Below are 18,972 nucleotides of genomic sequence, written 5' to 3' on the forward strand. Positions count from 1 at the left end.
CACTGAAACCTTACGCTTCTGACAGGTGACATCTGACTTATGCGGATGATAGGGACAGCAACAAATTCCAATAACAGCCGTCACAATGGTGCCACCCGTCATTCGGTTCACCAGATCCGACGGCTTCACCCGCCTGCCCTCCCGCCGTGCGCCGTTTTTCACCGCGATTCATCCTGAACCAGTTCAAAAAGTGGCACTCTTAAGGCATGGGAACGTGGTCCAGGCGGCTCCCGCCGAGTCCGGGACGGCTCCGCCTCATCGTCCGCGAGGTCGCCGCACGGCTGCGCCGCGGGCGCACCCCCGGGAAGGGCGAGCGGGAGGACGGCCGCGAGGACGGCCTCCCCGCACGCCGTGCCCTGGAGGCCTGCCCGCCGCCCGTCGTCCGGGTCACCGAGCGGACCGCCGTCCGCCTGCACCGGGCGGCGGCCGGGCTGGCCGAGGTCACCTCCGAGGTCAACGCCTACGCGGAGCTGCTGGAGGAGAAGGCCCACGAGCTGCGGACCCGGGCCCGCGACCGGGAGCGGGCCCCGGCTCCGCCCGCTTCCCCGGAGTTTTCCACCGGGTTTTCCACAGGCCGGTCCGGGCGGCCCCCAGAGGACGGGAAGCTCCCATCGCGGCGACTTCCCACATGAACCGGCATAACAAGTCGGCATCGACCGGCGGTTATCCACAGGTTGCCGCGTTTTCCACATGCTGTCCCCGAGCTTGCACTTCTGCCGCGAACCCCCCTTCCCCTGCCGTTCCCAGTCATTAGGTTGGGCGCAGGGCCGGACCGAGGAGAGCGGCGATGCGGATCATGCTCACCGTGCTCAGCGAGCACGCCGACCGGGACGTCCTGGTCGAGGGCGACGAGTCGACCACGGTCGCGCGGCTCGCCGAGGCGCTCGCCGGTCAGCCGCCGGGTGAGCGCTCCGGCAACGTGGTGCGGCTGACCCGCAGCCGGGCCCCCTACGGCCTGGGCCGCGCCGGCGCCGGGGCCGCACCCCCCGACCTGTGGCTGGACGGCCGGGTGCTGCCCGCGGACGCCCCCGTGCTCGGCCTCCTGCGCGACGGCGACCTGGTCACCCTGGACCGGCGCCTGGCCGTCTCCACCTTCGCCGAGGAGCCCGCCGGCATCGTGGAGGTCCGGGTCTGCGGCGGCCCCTCCGCCGGGTCCGTGCACCGCCTCGGCTTCGGCGTGCACGCCATCGGCTCCGACCCCGCCTGCACGGTGGCCCTGCGCGACCCGCTGCTGCCCGGCCGGGCCGCCGTGGTGCGGCTCACGCCGGACGCCGTCACGGTGGAGCCCGCCGTACCGGGCACCGCGGCGCCCGCCGTACCGGGGACGGAGAACGCCCGGCCGAGGGCGAAACGCACCGAGCGGGGAGCGGCGGAGGGCACCGGGCCGGAGGCGGGGAGCGCGGCGGCGCGCGGCGCGGTCTCCGCGCTGGACGGCGTGCCGGTGGAGGAGGCGGTGGACTGGCCCGAGCACGCGGTGCTCACCTGCGGCTCCTCGGTGCTGACGCTGACGGCCGTCGAGCCGCCCGACGCGCACCTGGACGTCCGGCCCGACGGCGGGCTCGCCTACAACCGGCCGCCCCGGATCCGTCCCCCGGAGCCCGCACGGCGGCTGGAGGTGCCGGTGGAGCCCCGGCGGGCCGAGGGGATGCGGCTGCAGCTGCTGACCGCGTTCCTGCCCCTGGTGCTGGGGGTGGGCATGGCCTGGGCGCTGCGCACCTGGTACTTCCTGCTGTTCGCGCTGCTCAGCCCGGCGATCATGATCGGGCAGTGGTGGAGCGACCGGCGGCACGGCCGCAAGCGGCACCGGCAGCAGATGAAGGACTACCGGGAGCGCCTGGCGGTCTTCGAGGCCGCCCTGGAGCGGGCCCGCGCCGCCGACGAGGCCGCCCGCCGCGCCGCCGCGCCCGACCCCGCCGAGGTGCTGCTCACCGCGACCGGCCCGCGCCGGAGGCTCTGGGAGCGCCGTGACCACGACCCCGACGCCCTGCGTCTGCGGGTCGGACTCGCCGACCTGCCCGCGGCCCTGGAGCTCGTGCCGGAGCGCGGCGCGCCGCCGGACTCCCCGCCGCCCGATCCGCCGGTCTGCCGGGCGGTGCCGGTGGCGCTGGCCATGCGGCGGCTGGGCGTGGCCGGTCTGACCGGCCCCCGGGAGACGGTCTCCGGCCTGGCGCGCTGGCTCGTCGGCCAGGCCGCCGCCCTGCACAGCCCGCGCGACCTGGCGATCGTGGTGCTGTCCGCGCACGGCGACGGCGAGCGGCGGTGGAACTGGGTGCGCTGGCTGCCGCACTGCGCCCCGCACGGCGGCGAGGACTGCCTGGCGCTGGTCGGCGCGGACCCCGAGGCCGCGGCCCGCCGGGTCGCGGAGCTGACCGCCCTGATCGACGAGCGCCTGGGCGAGGGCGACGGACCGCTCAGATCCGCCGCGCCGCGCGTCCCGTCCGGCTGGGGCGGTCTCGGAGGTGACCCGGCCGACCCGGCCGACCCGCCCCGCTACGACGAACGCCCCTACGACGTGCTGGTCCTGCTGGACGGCGCGCGGGTGCTGCGCGCGCTGCCCGGCATGCCGCAGGTGCTGCGCCAGGGGCCCCGCGCGGGCGTGCACACGCTGGCCCTGGACGACGAGCAGCGGCTGCTGCCCGAAGAGTGCGCCACCGTCGTCCAGGCGGGCGCGGACGGCCGGCTCCGGCTGCTCGGCGGCGGCCTGGAGAGCCTCGGCGAGATCCTGGCCGACCAGGTCCCGGTGTCCTGGTGCGACCGGCTCGCCCGCGCCCTGGCCCCGGTCCGCGACGTCAGCCGCGACGAGACGGGCACCGCGCCGCCCGGCTCCGCACGCCTGCTGGACCTGCTCGGGCTCTCGCCCGCGGGTCCCGCGGGCCCGCCGGACCCACTGGACGGCAAGGCCCTGGCCGGGCGGTGGGGCCGCTCCACCGAGGCGGTGATCGGCGCCGGGCCGGACGGCCCGTTCTCCGTCGACCTGAGCCGGGACGGGCCGCACGCGCTGATCGCGGGCACCACCGGCGCGGGCAAGTCGGAGCTGCTGCAGACCCTGATCTGCTCGCTCGCGACGGCCAACCGGCCGGACGAGATGACGTTCGTGCTGATCGACTACAAGGGCGGGGCGGCCTTCAAGGAGTGCGTGCGGCTCCCGCACACGGTCGGCATGGTCAGCGACCTGGACGGCCACCTGACCCAGCGGGCCCTGGCCTCCCTGGCCGCCGAGATCCGGCGCCGGGAGCGGCTGCTGCTGGCCGCCGGGGCCAAGGACATCGAGGACTACCACGCGCTGCGCGACGCCCAGACGGCCCGCGCCTCCCGGGACCTGCTGGTGGCGGGCGGGTCTTCTCCCCTCGGCGCCTCGACCGGGTCACCGGTCACCCCGCTGCGGGGGCGGGGCGGCGACCCCCTGGCGCCGCTGCCCCGGCTGGTGCTGGTGATCGACGAGTTCGCGGCGATGGTCAGCGAACTGCCCGACTTCATGACCGGCCTGGTGGACATCGCCCGGCGGGGCCGTTCCCTGGGCATCCACCTGATCCTCGCCACCCAGCGGCCCGGCGGCGTGGTGACCGCCGACATCCAGGCGAACACGTCGCTGCGGATCGCGCTGCGGGTCACCGAGGCGGCCGAGTCCAGTGACGTCATCGGCACCCCCGACGCCGCGCACATCTCCAAGTCCACACCCGGCCGGTGCTACGTGCGGTCGGGGACGGGCACGCCGGCGGCGGTGCAGACCGCGCGGATCGGCGGGCGGAGCCCGGCCGCGAGCGAGGCCAGGACGCGGGTGACGGAGGTCGGCTGGCGGGCGCTGGGGCATCCCCCCGCCATGCCGGAGGCGGGGCCGGAAGGCGCCGCCGCCACCGACCTGTCGCTGCTCGTCGACGCGCTGGTGGCCGCGGCCCGCGCCGCCGGGATCCCCGAGCAGCCCAGCCCCTGGCTGGAGCCGCTCCCCGGCCTCGTCGTCGCCCCCGGGCTCCCGGAGCTGCCGGAGCCGGTCCTTTCGGACGTCTCCCGTACCGGCGGGAAGCAGGAGGCGGGGCGGGCGTCCCGCGACCCGGCGGGCGGTGCCCGGGAGGCGAGCGGGGCGCGGGAGGCGAGCGGGGCGCGGGAGGCGAGCGGGGCGCGGGAGGCGGCCGGGGCGCGGGAGGCGGCCGGGGGCGCGCCGCCGTACCGGACGGGGCGCGAGGAGGTCCCGCCGCTGGTGTTCGGGGTGACCGACCTGCCGTGGGCCCAGGACCGGCGGGCGCTGACGCTGGACCTGCCGCACGGCGGGCACCTGCTCGTCGCCGGCACCGCGCGCAGCGGCCGGTCCACCGCGCTGCGCACACTGGCCGGGGCGATCGCGGCGGGCGCCTCCCCGCAGGACGTGCACGTCCACGCGATCGACTGCGGGTCGGGGGCGCTGCTGCCCCTGGTGGCGATGGCGCACTGCGGCGCCGTCGTGACCCGGGACCAGCTCGACCGGGTCGAACGCCTGCTGACCCGGTTGCGGGCCGAGGTCGGACGGCGACAGCAGCTGCTGGCGGAGGCCGGATACGCCTCCCTGACCGAGCTGCGGGCCGCCGGGGGGACTCCGCGGCTGCCCTGGATGGTGCTGCTGCTCGACCGCTGGGAGGGGTTCGTCGCCGCGTTCGAGGGCTACGACTACGGCCGGTTGATCGACGCGCTGCTGCAGCTGCTGCGGGAGGGGCCGGCGGTCGGGCTCCGGGCCGTGGTGACCGGCGACCGGTCCGCGCTGATCGGGCAGATCTCCACGGTCTTCGACGACCGGCTGGTGCTGCGCCTGGCCGATCCCGCCGACTACGGCCTGGCCGGGCTGCCCGTCAAGGACCTGCCCGCCGCCCTCGGTCCCGGCCGGGCGCTGTCCATGGGCGAGCACGGCCTGACCGAGAGCCAGATCGCCCTGCTCCACGACGACCCCTCCGGCCCCGCCCAGGTCGCCGTGGTGCAGGCGCTCGCCCGCACGGTGCCCGCCAGGTTCCCCGGCGCCGCCGGGGGCGGGCGGCCGGGCGACCTCGCGGGCGGGCGGCCGGGCGACCTCGCGGGCGGGGGCGCGGGGCGGTCCGCCGGGGAGGCCGGAGAGGCCGCGGGGAGACCCGGCGCGTGGATCTGGGACGGCGAGCCGCCGCTGCGGGTGGACCCGCTGCCGACGCGGATCACCGCGGCCCAGGCGATGGACCTGGCGCCGTCCTTCGCGCCGCCCTCCCCCCTGTGGGCGCTGCTCGGCGTCGGGGGCGACTCCCTGACGCCGCTCGGCGTCGACCTGCTCGCCCAGGGTCCCGGCGCGGTCATCGGGGGCCCGCCCCGGTCCGGTCGCTCCTCCGCGCTGCTGACGGCCGCCCGGTCCCTGCTCTCCCGGGGCACCCCGGTGGTGCTGGTCACCCCGCGGCGCAGCCCGCTGCGCGGCCTGGAGGGCGCCGAGGGGGTGCTGGCCGTGCTCGACGGCGGCGGCGACCTGGGCGGGGCGGTCGCCGGGCTGGAGCGCTACGTCGTGCTGGTCGACGACGCCGAGCTGGTCTCCGTCGACAGCCCGCTCGGCACGGCCCTGGAACAGGTGCTGCGCACCGGGCGGGACGGCGAGCACGGCCTGATCGTCGCCGGCGCCACCGGGGACCTGACCACGGCCTACCGGGGGTTCGCCGCCGAGGCCCGCAAGTCCCGCACCGGCCTGCTGCTCTCGGTCCAGAGCCCTTCCGACGGCGACCTGTTCACCGTACGGCTGCCGCGCGGCGCGGTCGGCGGCCCTCCGGGACGGGGGCTGCTCGTCACCTTGGGCGCGGTGACCCCGGTGCAGGCGGCGCTGCCGGGGTGAGGCTGCCGCAGACGGCGGAACGCCACGGCGCCGCCCCGGCGGTGTCTCAGTGCCGGGGCGGCGCCGTGGCGGATCGGGTCACTGTGTGGCGGACTCGATGTTGCGCTGGTACGAGTTAATGACCTGCGAGGCGTGGGCGAGCTCTCCTGCCATGCGCTCGAAGGCGACCCTGTACTCCTGCCATGCCTGGCCGAATCGTATGGCCCCCGGACCGGTCCAGGAGTTGCCGACCTTAGCCGCCTCGTTGTTCAGCGCCGCCACGATCTCTCGTACCTGATCAGCCCGCTGGTTGAACTGCGTGGCCATCTGCTGCATTTCCGCCGGGTTGCCGCCGAGCAGGTTACTCATGCCGTCTCCTTCGGAGGTCGGTGTCAGAGGGGTCACCAAACGGACTCACGATACGCGCACGAACTATTCGCTACCTGGGTTATACCTATCGGTTATGATCTCCGCCAGCTATTGTGACTGTTTTTATCGTCTTATCTACGCATGAGGGATTATCGGCAATGCGTGAGATCGTGGTGACCGGTGGAGGCACCGGGATCGGCTACGCCGTCGCAGCGGCCTTCCTCTCCCAGGGCGACCGGGTCACCGTCACCGGGCGGCGCGAGCACGTCCTCAAGGAGGCCGCCGACCGGCTGGACTCCGGCCGCACCGGCCTCGTCGCCGCCGTCGCCTTCAACGCGGCCAACCCGGTCGCCGTGGGCGAGGCGCTGGACAGGCTGCCCTCCCGGGTGGACGTGCTGGTCAACAACGCGGGCGGGAACACCGACCTGGACCGCCCGGCCGACGACGGCGACCTGATGGACGTGGCCGAGGGCTGGTGGGCCAACCTCAACGCCAACCTGATGTCGGCCGTACTGGTCACGAGCGCGCTGCTCCCCCGGCTCGCCGACGACGGCCGGATCGTCACCATCGGCTCGATCGCGGCCCGGGGCACCGGGTCCGGCTCGTACGGCGCGGCCAAGGCGGCCCTGGAGGCGTGGACCGCCGACCTGGCCGCCGAGCTCGGCCCGCGCGGCGTCACCGCGAACGTCGTCTCCCCCGGCCTGATCGTGGACACCGAGTTCTTCCGGGGGCGCCTCACCGAGGAGGGGGTCCGGCGCCGGGTGGAGAACACCCGGAACGGGCGCGCCGGCACGCCCGAGGACGTGGCGGAGACCGTGAGATTCCTGGCCTCCCCCCAGGCGCGCCACCTGACCGGACAGGTCGTCCACGTCAACGGCGGAGCTTATCTCGGCCGTTGAGCGTCCCCGACAAGACCTGGACATCAGGAGACGCTTACACTCCCTGAAGGCTCGCAGCCCCCTGCTCGCGTGTACGAAGGGAACGATCCGGTGCAGAAGGTCCTGATCGCCAACCGTGGTGAGATCGCCGTGCGAATCGCCCGTGCCTGCAAGGACGCCGGGCTCACCGGCGTCGCCGTCTATGCCGACCAGGACCGCGACGCCCTGCACGTGCGCGTCGCCGACGAGGCCTACGCACTGGAAGGGCAGAGCCCGGCCGAGACCTACCTCGACATCGCCAAGCTGCTGCGCGTCGCGGCAGCCACCGGCGCGGACGCCGTCCACCCGGGATACGGCTTCCTCGCCGAGAACGCCGCCTTCGCGCAGGCCGTCATCGACGCGGGCCTCACCTGGATCGGCCCGCCGCCCTCCGCGATCACCGCGCTCGGCGACAAGGTCCAGGCCCGGCACATCGCGCAGAAGGTCGGCGCGCCGCTGGTCGCGGGCACCGCCGACCCCGTCTCCGGAGCCGAGGAGGTCGTCGCCTTCGCCACCGAGCACGGCCTGCCGATCGCGATCAAGGCGGCGTACGGCGGCGGCGGGCGCGGACTCAAGGTCGCCCGCACCCTGGAGGAGATCCCCGAGCTCTACGAGTCGGCGGTGCGGGAGGCGGTCACCGCCTTCGGCCGGGGCGAGTGCTTCGTCGAGCGCTACCTGGACCGGCCCCGGCACGTGGAGACCCAGTGCCTGGCCGACAGATACGGAGCGGTCGCGGTGATCTCGACGCGCGACTGCTCGCTGCAGCGCCGCCACCAGAAACTGGTGGAGGAGGCCCCCGCGCCGTTCCTGTCCGACCGGCAGCTGGAACTGCTGTACGACAGCTCCAAGGCGATCCTGCGGGAGGCCGGATACGTCGGCGCGGGCACCTGCGAGTTCCTGGTCGGCCAGGACGGCACGATCTCGTTCCTGGAGGTCAACACCCGGCTGCAGGTCGAGCACCCGGTCACCGAGGAGGTCTCCGGGATCGACCTGGTCCGCGAGATGTTCCGGATCGCCGACGGCGAGGAGCTCGGCTACGGCGACCCGGAGCTGCGCGGGCACTCCGTCGAGTTCCGGATCAACGCCGAGGACGCCGGGCGCGGCTTCCTGCCCGCCCCCGGCACCATCACCCGCATGAACACGCCCTCGGGACCGGGGGTGCGGCTGGACTCCGGTTACGAGACCGGGATGACCGTGCCGCAGTCGTTCGACTCGCTGGTGGCCAAGCTGATCGTGACCGGCGCCACGCGCGGGCAGGCGCTGGAGCGCGCCCGGCGGGCGCTGGCCGAGTTCGAGATCGACGGCATGCCGACCGTGCTGCCCTTCCACCGGGCGGTCGTGACCGACCCGGCGTTCGCCCCGCCGGTCGAGGGCGAGCCGTTCTCCGTGCACACGCGGTGGATCGAGACCGAGTTCGACAACACGATCCCGCCGTACGCCGGGGAGACCGGTGATGAGTCCGGGCCCGAGCCCGCCGAGCGTGAGCGGATCACGGTCGAGGTGGGCGGCAAGCGGCTGGAGGTCGTGCTCCCGGCCGGGTTCGGCCTGGCCGGTCCGGGTGCGGGCCGCGCCCCGGGGACCTCCGGGTCGGCCGCGGCGCCGCGGCGGCGCGGGGGCGGCGGCGCGGCGAAGAAGGCCGCGAGCGGGGACGCGCTGGTCAGCCCGATGCAGGGCACGATCGTGAAGGTGGTCGCCACCGACGGGGACACGGTCGCCGCCGGGGACACGATCGTGGTGCTGGAGGCGATGAAGATGGAGCAGCCGCTGACCGCGCACAAGTCCGGCACCGTGACCGGGCTGAGCGCGGCGGTCGGGCAGACCGTGACCTCCGGCGCCGTGCTCTGCGACATCAAGGACGCCTGACTCCGGCCATCGCGCGGACGGGCCGCCCGAGCGGGTCGCCCCGGTCGGCGGCCCGTCCGCGCCACCGAACGGATCTCGGATTCGCGGATGCCCCGCACCGATGTCCCGCCGCCGCGCCCGATCCCGGGATGAAGGGGATACGGTCGGGTAGTAGGGAACTCCGATGTCCACTCATTCGTCCTTAAGGGACGAAGGAGGCAATCTGCCGTGACCACCACAAAGTTCGCGCCAGGTCGTCTCGGTGCCGCGATCGCCGCGATGTTCGCCGGGCTCCTGGCCATCCTCATGACCGCTCCGCCGGCCCACGCGGCGGCGCCCGACCCCGACACGATCATCTCGGCGTGGGCCAAGGACCCCCTCTATGTGGAGTCGGGCTCGACCTTGACCGGAGCCGAGCAGTCCGCCATCCGTGACTCCGTCACGGGGGCGAAACCCCCGATCTACGTGGTCGCGCTGCCGGACGGCACGGTGGCCACAGGATCGGCCACTCGTCAGTTCGTCACGACGCTCGGCCGGCAGTTGAAGGCGCAGGGCACGGACAAGGCGACCATCGCCCTCCTGGACGGCCCCACCCTGTTCGCCATGTCCAGCTCCCTCCGTGCGGGTGTCGCGGAGAACATCGCCAGGGCGACTCTCCGGAGCAACGACGACATCACCAGCGGGATGCAGGACTTCGTCAGGCGGGTGAAGCTCGCCGAGTCCGGTGACACCCGGGGCGCCCTGAGCGTGGACGGCGCCGGCGGGTCCGAGAGCTCCTCCTCCGGCGGAGGGGGCTCCGGCGCGGGTGTGCTGGTCGGCATCCTGGTGCTGGCCCTGGCGGGCGGTGGAGGGCTCTTCCTCTACTCCCGCAAGAAGAAGAAGGAGCGCGAGGTCCGCGAGGCCGCCGAACTGGCCGCCGTCAAGCAGACCGTGGACGAGGACGTCACCAAGTTCGGCGAGGAGATCACCGCGCTGGACATGGACGTCAAGATGCTCACCGACGGCGGCGACCACCAGGACGACTGGACGCGCGCGCTCGACTCCTACGAGCGGGCCAAGGTGGAGCTCGAAGCCGTCAAGCGCCCCGACGAGCTGCGCGGCGTGACCACCGCGCTGGAGGAGGGCCGCTACGCCCTCGCCTGCGTGAAGGCCCGCGTCAACCACCTTCCGCTCCCCGAGCGGCGCTCGCCGTGCTTCTTCAACCCGCAGCACGGCCCCTCGGTCCGCGACGTGCGCTGGGCCCCGCCCGGCGGCGCGCTGCGCGACGTCCCGGCCTGCGCGGCCGACGCCGAGGCCATCGAGCGCGGCTTCGAGCCGCAGACCCGCGAGGTCATGATCAACGGCCAGCGCCGCCCCTACTACGACGCGGGCCCGGCCTACCAGCCCTACGCCTACGGCTACTACGGCGGCTTCGGCGACGTGATGAGCGGCATGCTCGTCGGCACGATGCTCGGCAGCATGATGGGCGGCTGGGGCATGGGCGGCTACGGCATGGGCTACGGCGCCGGTTACCAGGAGGGCGTCTCCGACGCCGGCGGTGACTTCGGCGGCGGAGGCGACTTCGGCGGCGGAGGCGACTTCGGCGGCGGTGACTGGGGCGGAGGCGACTTCGGCGGCGGTGACTGGTAGTCGCGACGGTCACGGCTGAAACCCCGGAACGGGTGCTCCTTTGACGAGGAGCACCCGGCGGCCCGGAGCCGACCGTTCCGGGAGCCGGTCGTTTCGAGCGCGGTGAGGCCGCGCGGGCTCTTCCCTCACATCCGGACCCGCATCCGGGGTCCCGGGAAGGCCCGCGCGGCCTTTCGTCGATTACGGCCGCTTCATTAACAGTGGTGGCGGACAGCCGGGAATCCCCAGAAATTCCGCCGTCTCCGCTGGATATGGCGGGACGATGGACGGTTGTGACAGGGTGCTGATCAGACTCTTGTGACCATTGCCGTCCGCCGTGCCGGGTGTCAGCGAAGTCCGGCCCGTGCGGCGGGTGAGGAGGCTGACGGTGCCCGATCCCAACCGCCTGAGCGCGAGCGACCCGCAGCAGATGGGTGCATACCGTCTGGTGGGCGTGCTGGGCGAGGGCGGCCAGGGCACGGTCTACCTCGGCCAGGCCCCCTCGGGGCGGCGGGTCGCGGTCAAGGTGCTGCACACCCGCATGGCCGCCGAGGCCGCCGTCCGGGAGCGCTTCGAGCGGGAGGCCGCCCTCGCCCGCCGGGTCGCGGTGTTCTGCACCGCCCAGATCCTGGAGGCCGGCGTCAGCGAGGGACGGCCCTACCTGGTCAGCGAGTACGTCCCCGGACCGTCGCTGCAGCAGCTGGTCGCCGGTGAGGGCCCCCGCACCGGCAGCGGGCTGGAGCGCCTGGCCGTCGCCACGGCGACCGCGCTGGCCGCCATCCACCGGGTGGGGATCGTGCACCGGGACTTCAAACCGGCCAACGTGATCATGGGTCCGGAGGGGCCGGTGGTCATCGACTTCGGCATCGCCCGCATCCTGGAGGCCGGCGTCACCAGTTCCGCGCTGGTGGGCAGCCCCGGCTACATGGCCCCTGAGCAGCTCTCCGACCAGCCCGCCGGCCCGGCCGCCGACATGTTCGCCTGGGCCGCCACCATGGTCTACGCCGCGACCGGACATGCGGCCTTCACCGGACAGCACCCGGCGGCGGTGATGAACGCCGTCATGGGCGGCGAGCCGGACCTGAACGGGGTACCGCGCGGCCTGTGGTCGCTGCTCGCTGCCTGCCTGGCCAAGGAGCCCACCGCCCGGCCGACGGCCGACCAGGTGCTCACCACGCTGACCGGCCACGGAGCCTCTCCCGGGTCCAACGAAGGGAACGGTTCTCGGAGAGGGAATCACACCGCATCCGCGCCGTCTTCCGGGATGACGGCTGCGCGGAACACGTCCGGCCGTGATCGTGTCCCTGCCGACCGGAGACCCGGCGCACCGGTTCGCATCGATCCTGACGACGTGACCAGATACGGCACCCCCGGGGAGCACGGTGGTTCTCAGGGACCCCCATCATCAGGTCCATCCCGCGCCGGCGCCCACCCGTTTCCTCGGCAGCCGGATCAGGCAGCGGAACCGGATGCGAACCCGAGCAGCAAAGAGCTTCCGAGTCCTGATCGGCGCCGCCCTCCAGTCTCCGGCATCAGGCAGGGCGGACCGGTACCGACTGCGCCGTCCGGATGGTCAGCCGGGGCCCTGGCCCTGCCAACGGCATCCACACGCCGCCGGATCCCGGTCCTCGTAGCGGCCACGGCAGCAGCGGTCACCATCGGTGTCATCGCAGGAGTCGCCCTCTATTCACAGACAGCCCCCACCGATATGAGTTCCTCACCCGCAGGGACCGCCGCTGCATCAGCCACACCGTCCACCGCACCACCTGACCCAGCGCCTGCCTCTACCGAACTGACCGGTCCAGTTCTTCCGAAAGATGTGGTTCTTCCCAGCAAACCCTTGACCGGTCACATCGACTCCATCAACACAGTGGCAGTGGCGCAGTTAAATGGTTCGCCAATCATCGTCTCCGGCAGCGCCGACAACACCATCCGGATATGGAATCTCAGTACGGGGAAACAGATTGGCGAACCGCTCATAGGACACAGTCGGTCGATCTCCACCGTGGCGGTGACACAATTGAACGGCTTTCCCGCCATCATTTCCAGCAGTACCGACAACACCATTCGAATATGGGATCTCTCCACTGGAGAACAGCTTGACGAGCTGATAACAAAGCATACCTATGGAATCCATTCGATGGCAGTGTCCCGGCTGAACGGTCGCCCGGTCGCCGTCTCCGTCGGCTCTGAAGACGCGATGTATGTCTGGGACCTGACCACAGGAAAGCAGATTGGCGAACCGTACACCATCAACAGTTATGCCAGCAGTACTCGGGTGGTGGTGGGGCAAGTAAACGGGCGGCCGGTCGCCGTCTCCGGCGGTGGAGACGCGGTTCAAGTATGGGATCTGACTACAGGCAGACAGATGGGCCAAACATTCGAGAACATCCGCAGGGCCAAGTCCTTGGCAGTAATGCAGATTGATGATCGTCCGATCATCATCTCCGGTGACGACAAAACCGTGCGCCTGTGGGACCTTGCCTCGGGAAGACCGATCGGCCAACCTTTCACTGGCCATACGTTCGACATCATCGCAGTGGCCAGAGCGCAACTCGACGGTCGTCCGGTCATCCTCTCCGCCAGCTGGGACAGAACGGTTCGCGTCTGGGACCCGACCACCGGACAGCAGGTCGGCAAGTCCTTCACCCACCCGCACGAGGTCACCTCCATGGCGGTGGCCCAGCTCGGCGACCGGCCCATCGTCGTGTCCGGTGGCTACGACAAGGCCATCCGGGTCTGGGATCTGACGTCCCTCACCAAGGGCGGCTGATTCCCGCGCCGTGCCGTACCGGCCCGTCTCAGGTGCTGGCGCGGATCGTCAGGCGGGGCGCGAGCAGGGTGCCGTCCGGTACGGCGCGGCCCTCCAGTTTGTCCATCAGCAGCCGCACGGCCTCCCGGCCGACGTCCTCGGCCGGGATGAGCACCGAGGTCAGGGCCGGGCTGGAGCGTTCCGCGATGTCGTCGGGGCAGATGGCGACCACCGCGACGTCCTCGGGGACCCGCCGGCCGTGCTGGCGCAGCGCCCCGAGCACGTGGTTGACCGCGGCCTCGTTGTGCACCACCAGCCCGGTCAGGCCGGGCCGCGTCTCCAGCAGCCCGCCCACCGCGTCCGCGACCTCGTCGAAGGTCTCCTCGCAGGGCAGCGCGATCCCGGTCACGCCGTGCGCCTCGGCGGCCTCGGTGAAGCCCTCCCGCGTCCGGCAGGCGTATCCGGTGCCCCGGTCGTAGACCACGGCGGGCGCCCCGAGCAGCGCGACCTCCCGGTGGCCGCGCGCCGCCAGGTGCTGCACGCACAGCCCCCCGGCACGGGCGAAGTCGAGGTCCACGCAGGTCAGCCCGGCGGTGTCGGCGGGGAAGCCGATGAGCACGCTCGGCTCGGCCAGCTCGCGCAGGAGCGGCACCCTGATGTCGTGGAGCTCCACGTCCATGAGGACCAGCCCGTCCACCAGCGCGCTGGCGGCGGCCCGGCGCAGCCCGTCGGGTCCCTCGTCGGCGGTGAGCAGCAGCACGTCGTGGTCGTAGCGCCGGGCGGCGGTCACCACCGACGTGGCGAACTGCATCAGCACCGGGACGTGCATCCCGGCCCGGAGCGGCAGCACCAGCGCGATCACGTTCGCCCGCCTGCTGGCCAGCGCCCTGGCCCCGGCGTTGGGGTGGTAGCCGAGCGTCCGCACGCTGTCGAGCACGCGCCTGCGCGTGTCGGCGGAGATCGCGCGCTTCCCGCTGAGCACGTACGAGACCGTGCTCACCGCCACCCCGGCATGCCGGGCGACCTCCGTGATCGTCACCGCTCTGCCGCTCATCCGCTCCACGCCCCCTCACCCGGCGGCTCGGCGTCCGCACCCGTGAACATCCCGCGCCCGTCGGCCCGCCCGCCCCGCCCGCTCATCTGCTCTCGGCGGAACCGAAGGCCAGACGGGAGACGGTGATACCGGCATTCTCGAACACCACGTACAGGTCGTGCACACCCTGAGCCCCGTCGAGTCCGCCGACGAGCCGCGACAGCTCGTAGCGGCCGGCGCGCGGGACGGGCACGGCGCCGAGGGCGGAGCCGTACAGGGGGTCGCCGAGGCGGAGGGTGACCACGCCGCTCTCGGTGCTGGTGGCCTCGATCACGCAGGCGGCGGCCCCGGTCCCGAAGTCGACCCCGCGGAAGAGGATCCAGGCGCCCTCGGCCGTGGATCGCACGGCGTCGCCGGAGACCCGGGAGGCGTCGGTGAACGCCACCGCGTCGTACTCGTCGTGGTCGACCGCCCGGATCGGCGCGGCGAGCGCGTCGCGGGGCGGGATGTGCTCGCCGGCGACGTGGACCGTCGCGCACAGGCGGACGTCGCGGGCCGAGCGGCCCACCATGATCTTGTGGGACGCGTCCTCGACCGCGAACCGGTTCCGGGTGACGTCCCAGAAGGCCAGGTCGGCGACGTCGACGGTCCAGCGGACCTCGGTGCTCTCGCCGGGCTCCAGCCGGAGCTTGGTGAAGTCCCGCAGCCGGCGCAGCGGCTGCTTGACCCGGGAGCTCTGCTGGTGGGTGTAGAGCTGGACGACCTCCGTGCCGGGCCGGGAGCCGGTGTTGGCGACCGTCGCCGAGACCGTGACCCGTCCGTCCGCGACCTCGGCGGTCAGGTCGCGGTAGTCGAAGTCGGTGTAGGACAGGCCGTGGCCGAACGGGTAGAGCGGGGTGCCCCGGTAGTACTGGTAGGTGGCGTCGGCGGCGATGATGTCGTAGTCGAGCAGGTCGGGCAGCTCGCACGCCGAGCGGTACCACGTCTGGGTGAGGCGCCCCTCGGGGTCGGCGTCGCCGAAGAGCACCTCGGCCAGCGCGTGGCCGTACTCCTGGCCGCCGTGCGAGGACCACAGCACCGCGGGCAGGTTCCGCTCCGACCAGGTCATCGGGTAGCCGCTGCTGATCACCATGACGGTCCTCGGGTTGGCCGCGCGCACCGCCGCGACCACGGCCTCCTGCGCCGCCGGGAGCGCCAGGTCGAGGCGGTCCTCGGTCTCGCGCCCGTTGACCAGCGGGTGGTCGCCGACCACGACGACCGCGACGTCCGCGGAGGCGGCCAGCGCGGCGGCGCTCTCGGCTCCGCTCACGACCGTCTCCAGGGTCAGCCAGACGGCCGCGTCGGCGTCGTCGACCAGCCTCAGGACCGTGCCGTCCGGGACCGCGGAGGGCGCCGCGCCGTCCAAGGCCGCGGAGGGCGCCGCACCGTCCGGGGCCGCGCCCGGCCCGGCGGCCAGTCCGACGTAGCGGCCGGTGGAGATGTGCCGGAGCGCCAGCGTGCCGCGCGGCCGGTCCTCCAGCCGGAAGGTCTGGCGCACCTCCCAGCCGTTGGGCCCCGGCTGGTCGTTGACCAGCGTGCCGGAGTCGTCCACCGAGACGTACCGGCCGGTCGCCGCGGCGCGCAGGGCGTAGGACCCGCCGCCCCAGTCGAACAGGTCGAACAGGCCCTCGGCCGTGCCCGCCTCGGCGGCGAGCCCGAGCGGCCCGCCGCCGGGATCGGCGACGACGTGCCCGTTCTCGGCGGTCAGCGTGATCCGGTCCACCGCCTCGCAGAACACCGTCTCGCACCGCTCGGCGAGCCCGGCGCGGGCGGTGACGGCGTACGGCAGCGTGCCGGAGTACCAGTCCTCCATGAGGGTGTCGCCGAGCTGGCCGATGACGGCGATCTTCGTCACGCCGGCCAGCGGGAGGATGCCGTCGTTCTCCAGGAGCACGATCGAGCGGCGGGCGGCCTCGCGGGCCAGCGCCTGGTGCTCGGGGCAGTTGACGACGGCCTCGGTCACGTCGTCGTACGGCGTGGCGGGGTCGAACTCGCCGAGCCGGAACCGGATGGAGAGCGCGTGCCGGACGGCGGCGTCGACGTCCGCCTCGGTGAGCAGGCCCCGCTCCAGCGCCTCGCGGATGTGCCCGAGCGTCGCCTCGGTGCGGTCGTCGTCCTGGGTGAAGCTGTCGAGCCCGGCCTTGATCGCGTGCGCGTAGGCCTCGGCGGCGTCGTCGTAGTAGGCCTGCAGTCCGGTGAAGTTGCCGGGGGCGTAGGCGTCGCTGACCACCAGGACGTCGTCGGGGGCCCAGGTGCGCAGCACGTCGTTGATCAGCGGGCTCAGGTGCGCCGGGCGGCCGTTGACCAGGTTGTAGGAGGGCATCACGGCCACCGCCGCGCCGCTCTCCAGCGCGGGCCGGTAGGCGGGCAGCTCGTACTCGTGGAGCACCCGGGGCGGCAGGTCGCTGGAGGTGGTGCAGCGGTCGGTCTCGTTGTTGTAGCCGAGGAAGTGCTTGAGCGTCGGCGCGGTCTTCAGGACGGCGGGATCGCTCCCCCGGAGGCCGGAGGCGTAGGCCACCGCCATCACGCCGGTCAGCCACGGGTCCTCGGAGTAGCCCTCCTCGTTCCGTCCCCAGCGGGGGTCGCGCAGCGGGTTGACCACCGGCGCCCAGACGTTCCGCCCCGCCCCGGCCGGGTCCTTGTGGTGGAAGGCCAGGACCTCGTCGGACGTCGCCTCGCCGACCCGCCGGACCAGCTCGGGATCCCAGGTGCTGGCCAGTCCGACCGCCTGCGGGAAGACCGTGGCCGGGCCGAGCCAGGCCAGGCCGTGCAGGGCCTCGGTGCCGGTGCGGAAGGAGCCCACGCCCAGCCGCTCGACCGGGGCCTGGTACTGGTGCAGCAGGGCGACCTTCTCCGCCAGGCTCAGCCTGCCCTGCAGGTCGGCGATGCGGTCGGCGAGCGGGAGCCGGGGGTCGCGGAACGGTTCGGTCATCGGGGGACCATCCCTCTGGTGAGCGTCGAAGCGCTTCGACAACGGGGCGAGAAAAGGCGCCTCTGTCGAAGCGCTTCGATAGTCGGTCCAGGAAAACTCCGCTCGTTACACGGATGTTTCGAGCAGAGTTTCCCTGAAGGGTGCCTGGATGTGAGATCCAGGTCAAGACCTGCGGGGGAAAATCACAGATCATTCTTCGGTCGGCCCCCGGAGCGGCGTCCCCCGGCCCGAGCACGGCCTGGGCACGGCCTGGGCCATGCCCGGGAGGGCGGGGGCACGACCGGGAGGGCGAAGCCCGGAGACGCGGGGTCAGGAGACGCAGGGTCAGGAGACGCAGGGTCAGGAGATGCGGGGCAGCCGGCCGGAGTCCACCGAGTCGAGCACCCGGGCCGCGCCGCCCAGCGCCGCGGCGTCGTAGCCCAGGGTCGAGGCCACGACCCGGCAGCCCCCGCCCTCGGGCGCGATCGTCCGGCCGCGCGCCTCCTCCTCCACCGCGGGCAGCAGCCAGGGCGCCAGCGGCACGTAGTAGCCGCCCAGGATGACCACCTCGGGGTTGAGCAGGTTGGCCACCACCGCCACGCCCTTGCCGAGCTGCCGCCCGACCTCCGCCAGCAGGCCGAGGGTCCGGACGTCGCCGGCGCGGGCCAGCCGTACCACCTCGTCGAGCTCGATCTCGACCTCGGCGGGCGAGAGCGGGACGTGCCGGAGCACCGCGCCGATCCCGGCGACGGCCTCCAGGCAGCCGGTCCGCCCGCACCGGCACGCGGCGCCGAGCGGGTCGAGCTGGATGTGGCCGATCTCGCCGCCGTAGCCCCGGCCGCCGCGGCGGATCCGGCCGTCCAGGATGATCCCGGCGCCGACCCCGATCTCCCCGGTGAGGTAGACGAGGTTGGCGGTCCCCGCCTGCGAGCCGAAGCGGTGCTCGGCCAGGGCCGCCAGGTTGGCGTCGTTCTCGACCTGGACGGCGAAGCCGGGGTCGCGGAGCGCCTTGGCCAGGTCTCCGGCCAGGTCGGCGTCGCGCCAGCCGAGGTTGGGCGCGATGAGCACCGTGCCGTCCGTGCCGACCAGGCCGGGCACGCCCACGGTCAGGCCGAGGACCTGGCGCTCCTGCTTGGCCATCCGGCCCACCACCCGGCGGACGATCGCCGCGACGGCCGCCACGGCCTGGCCGGTCGAGCCGTCGGCGCCGGGGAGCGGGCCGGAGAAGGAGCGCCGCCACGACAGCAGCCGCTCCCCCGCCAGGTCCACCGCCACCGCGGTGACGTAGTCGACGTTGACCTCGATGCCGATCGCGGCGTACGGCGAGCCGTCGAGCACGAGCATGGTGGCCGGCCGCCCGACGCGGTTCTCGGTCAGCCCGGTCTCACGCACCAGGCGGCGGTCGATCAGGTCGGCGACCAGGCTCGACACGGTCGCCTTGTTCAGGCCCGTGGAGGCCGCGATGTCCGCCCGCGAGCAGGGCGCGTGCTCGCGCACGAACCGCAGCACCACGGCGAGGTTGGTGGCCCGGACGTCGGCGAAGTCGGCCGGCTGCGGATTCGTCGTAGATGTGATCAAGGTCCGTCCCGTCCCGATCGGCCCGGGACCCGCCTCGCGAGCGGCCCCCGGCTGGCCCCATCATGCCTCACCCGCCCCGAGGACCGCGATCGTCGGCCCCTTGTGGCGAGAGTGCCCCTCGACTAATTTGTTTGGTCA

Annotated in this window: 10 protein-coding genes; 6 read left to right on the top strand and 4 right to left on the bottom strand. The window is 73.3% G+C overall.

The window, feature by feature from the left end; all coding sequences use genetic code 11:
* Positions 1-206 precede the first annotated feature (206 nt).
* Together HS045_RS04225 and HS045_RS04230 are read left to right on the top strand one after the other, a co-directional pair.
* Positions 207-632 carry a hypothetical protein gene (locus tag HS045_RS04225; protein WP_196449839.1) on the top strand — a complete coding sequence of 142 codons (426 nt, stop codon included), beginning with the start codon at positions 207-209 and terminating at the stop codon, positions 630-632.
* 155 nt (positions 633-787) lie between these two features.
* Positions 788-5,806 carry an FtsK/SpoIIIE domain-containing protein gene (locus HS045_RS04230; protein ID WP_196449840.1) on the top strand — a complete coding sequence of 1,673 codons (5,019 nt, stop codon included), beginning with the start codon at positions 788-790 and terminating at the stop codon, positions 5,804-5,806.
* 78 nt (positions 5,807-5,884) lie between these two features.
* Here the strand turns inward: HS045_RS04230 and HS045_RS04235 are convergent, their stop codons facing one another.
* Complete coding sequence (locus HS045_RS04235; RefSeq protein ID WP_196449841.1) at positions 5,885-6,154, bottom strand: WXG100 family type VII secretion target; 270 nt, start codon at positions 6,152-6,154, stop codon at positions 5,885-5,887.
* 158 nt (positions 6,155-6,312) lie between these two features.
* On the opposite strand from HS045_RS04235, the gene HS045_RS04240 reads away from it, so the two are divergent.
* From HS045_RS04240 to HS045_RS04255, 4 genes are all read left to right on the top strand, one after another.
* Positions 6,313-7,053 (top strand): SDR family NAD(P)-dependent oxidoreductase, encoded by a 741-nt coding sequence (locus HS045_RS04240; RefSeq protein WP_196449842.1) that lies wholly within the window; start codon positions 6,313-6,315, stop codon positions 7,051-7,053.
* Positions 7,054-7,143: 90 nt separating this feature from the next.
* Positions 7,144-8,934: a biotin carboxylase N-terminal domain-containing protein gene (locus tag HS045_RS04245; RefSeq protein WP_196449843.1), complete on the top strand. Its 1,791-nt coding sequence runs from the start codon at positions 7,144-7,146 to the stop codon at positions 8,932-8,934.
* Positions 8,935-9,141: 207 nt separating this feature from the next.
* Positions 9,142-10,542 carry a hypothetical protein gene (locus HS045_RS04250; RefSeq protein WP_196449844.1) on the top strand — a complete coding sequence of 467 codons (1,401 nt, stop codon included), beginning with the start codon at positions 9,142-9,144 and terminating at the stop codon, positions 10,540-10,542.
* A gap of 367 nt (positions 10,543-10,909) precedes the next feature.
* Positions 10,910-13,294, top strand: a complete 2,385-nt coding sequence (locus tag HS045_RS04255; RefSeq protein ID WP_196449845.1) for a serine/threonine-protein kinase — start codon at positions 10,910-10,912, stop codon at positions 13,292-13,294.
* A gap of 28 nt (positions 13,295-13,322) precedes the next feature.
* On the opposite strand, the gene HS045_RS04260 is transcribed toward HS045_RS04255, so the two are convergent.
* The 3 genes from HS045_RS04260 to HS045_RS04270 form a co-directional block, all read right to left on the bottom strand.
* Positions 13,323-14,327, bottom strand: a complete 1,005-nt coding sequence (locus HS045_RS04260) for a LacI family DNA-binding transcriptional regulator (RefSeq protein WP_196449846.1) — start codon at positions 14,325-14,327, stop codon at positions 13,323-13,325.
* 82 nt (positions 14,328-14,409) lie between these two features.
* Positions 14,410-17,277: a glycoside hydrolase family 3 protein gene (locus tag HS045_RS04265; protein ID WP_196449847.1), complete on the bottom strand. Its 2,868-nt coding sequence runs from the start codon at positions 17,275-17,277 to the stop codon at positions 14,410-14,412.
* Between the two features lie 339 nt (positions 17,278-17,616).
* Positions 17,617-18,834: an ROK family transcriptional regulator gene (locus HS045_RS04270; protein ID WP_196449848.1), complete on the bottom strand. Its 1,218-nt coding sequence runs from the start codon at positions 18,832-18,834 to the stop codon at positions 17,617-17,619.
* Positions 18,835-18,972: the final 138 nt, after the last annotated feature.

The organism is Planomonospora sp. ID82291 (assembly GCF_015711645.1).
Taxonomy (GTDB): domain Bacteria; phylum Actinomycetota; class Actinomycetes; order Streptosporangiales; family Streptosporangiaceae; genus Planomonospora.

Bases quoted from the DNA above. Each gene is read 5' to 3' on its own strand.
- HS045_RS04235 (WP_196449841.1), bottom strand. From the start codon at position 6,154: ATGAGTAACCTGCTCGGCGGCAACCCGGCGGAAATGCAGCAGATGGCC.
- HS045_RS04230 (WP_196449840.1), top strand. From the start codon at position 788: ATGCGGATCATGCTCACCGTGCTCAGCGAGCACGCCGACCGGGACGTC.
- HS045_RS04240 (WP_196449842.1), top strand. From the start codon at position 6,313: ATGCGTGAGATCGTGGTGACCGGTGGAGGCACCGGGATCGGCTACGCC.
- HS045_RS04225 (WP_196449839.1), top strand. From the start codon at position 207: ATGGGAACGTGGTCCAGGCGGCTCCCGCCGAGTCCGGGACGGCTCCGC.
- HS045_RS04260 (WP_196449846.1), bottom strand. From the start codon at position 14,327: ATGAGCGGCAGAGCGGTGACGATCACGGAGGTCGCCCGGCATGCCGGG.
- HS045_RS04265 (WP_196449847.1), bottom strand. From the start codon at position 17,277: ATGACCGAACCGTTCCGCGACCCCCGGCTCCCGCTCGCCGACCGCATC.